Origin of the sequence: Streptomyces sp. NPDC058955 (assembly GCF_042741435.1) — a bacterium.
In the GTDB taxonomy this organism is placed as follows: Bacteria; Actinomycetota; Actinomycetes; order Streptomycetales; family Streptomycetaceae; genus Streptomyces.
In genome coordinates, this window is sequence record NZ_JBHYKM010000139.1 from 16,735 (window position 1) to 18,237 (window position 1,503).

The 1,503-nt window shown below is 69.4% G+C and carries 2 protein-coding genes and 1 tRNA gene; 1 reads left to right on the top strand and 2 read right to left on the bottom strand.

Features of this window, described 5'->3' with window-relative positions:
- Positions 1-84: 84 nt before the first annotated feature.
- A tRNA-Val gene (locus tag ACFW1I_RS33815) sits at positions 85-159 on the bottom strand.
- Between the two features lie 54 nt (positions 160-213).
- Positions 214-636 (bottom strand): TIGR02611 family protein, encoded by a 423-nt coding sequence (locus ACFW1I_RS33820; RefSeq protein ID WP_384677173.1) that lies wholly within the window; start codon positions 634-636, stop codon positions 214-216.
- A gap of 189 nt (positions 637-825) precedes the next feature.
- Between ACFW1I_RS33820 and ACFW1I_RS33825 the strand changes: the two genes are divergently transcribed.
- Positions 826-1,239: an SsgA family sporulation/cell division regulator gene (locus ACFW1I_RS33825; protein WP_030493555.1), complete on the top strand. Its 414-nt coding sequence runs from the start codon at positions 826-828 to the stop codon at positions 1,237-1,239.
- Positions 1,240-1,503 lie beyond the last annotated feature (264 nt).

Consider the following 1,503-nt stretch of genomic DNA (forward strand, 5'->3'; position numbering starts at 1 on the left):
GGGGGCCCGTGTGGGGGCGCCCGCGGCCCCGCCCCCCCCCCCGGGCCCCGGCCCCGGTGATCGTCTCCGGGCCCTCGTGCCGGGTGGTGGGCGATACTGGGTTCGAACCAGTGACCCCTTCGGTGTGAACGAAGTGCTCTCCCACTGAGCTAATCGCCCGGGCGCACCGCAAACATTACCGCATGTCAGCGGGGCTCCCGAACCACCCCGGGGTCATTCGTCGATCTTCCAGGGCATGACGATGCCGAACTTCCAGAGGTACCAGCCGAGCAGCGCGGCGATGATCACCAGGCCGATGACGGTGAGGGTGATGTTGCGGCGCCGGACCTTGGGGTCGAGGGCGCGCTGGGCGGCCTCGGTGACCTTGCGCTTGGTCCAGCGGAGCACGATCTGCGCCCAGACGAACTCGGTCGCCCAGATCGCCATGCCGGCGAAGATGACGAGCCAGCCGGGCCCGGGGAAGACCAGCATGAGGATGCCCGCGCCGATCACGGCGAGTCCGACGATGAAGACGCCGACCTGCCAGCTCAGATGCAGACCCCGGCGGGCCTTGATGAACTCCGGTGCTCGGGATCCCAGTTCGGCCTCGCCGTCGTTCGGGGACCCGGGGGCGCGCTCGTCACTCTCCGCATTCATGGGGCCAATTTACCCGACACATCAGCCCCACCGGTATGGCGGTATTACCCAAAGTTACATACCGCCGTCCGAGCTACCTGAACGATCACAAAACCGACAGAGGGGTTTACAACGGCACCGGAGGTGGCATGTCGATTTCGCCGACGTGCGAATCCCCGAGCGCACACTGAGCGAAAGGCCCTGGCGCTTATGAACACCGTGGTGAGCTGCGAGCTGCACCTGCGCCTCGTTGTGTCGAGCGAGTCCTCACTGCCTGTACCCGCGGGCCTGCGGTATGACACGGCGGATCCGTACGCCGTGCACGCCACCTTCCACACCGGAGCCGAGGAGACGGTCGAGTGGGTCTTCGCCCGCGACCTTCTCGCCGAGGGGCTGCACCGGCCCACCGGCACCGGCGACGTCCGGGTCTGGCCGTCCCGTAGCCACGGCCAGGGCGTCGTCTGCATCGCGTTGAGCTCGCCCGAGGGCGAGGCCCTGCTCGAGGCCCCCGCGAGGGCCCTGGAGTCGTTCCTCAAGCGGACCGACGCCGCGGTGCCACCGGGCACCGAGCACCGGCACTTCGACCTCGATACCGAGCTGTCCCACATCCTGGCCGACAGCTGAGCCAGGCCCTGTGCCGTACGGCGCCGTCTTAACTCGGGGAGACGGCGCCGCGCGGGCGGCCCCCGGCACGACCTCGGCGCCCCTCACCGCGCAGCCGGCGCGGTGAGGGGCGCCGTCGCGCTTTTACCGCTGTTTTCCGGGGCGCGCTAGAGTCGTCGCCAATCCGCGGGCGCCCGCCCGCGGCCGGCCAGGGAGCGTAGCGAGCTCCACCCCCACGACACCCGCATCGCCCACGACACCCTCGTGGATCTCAATAACAACGCC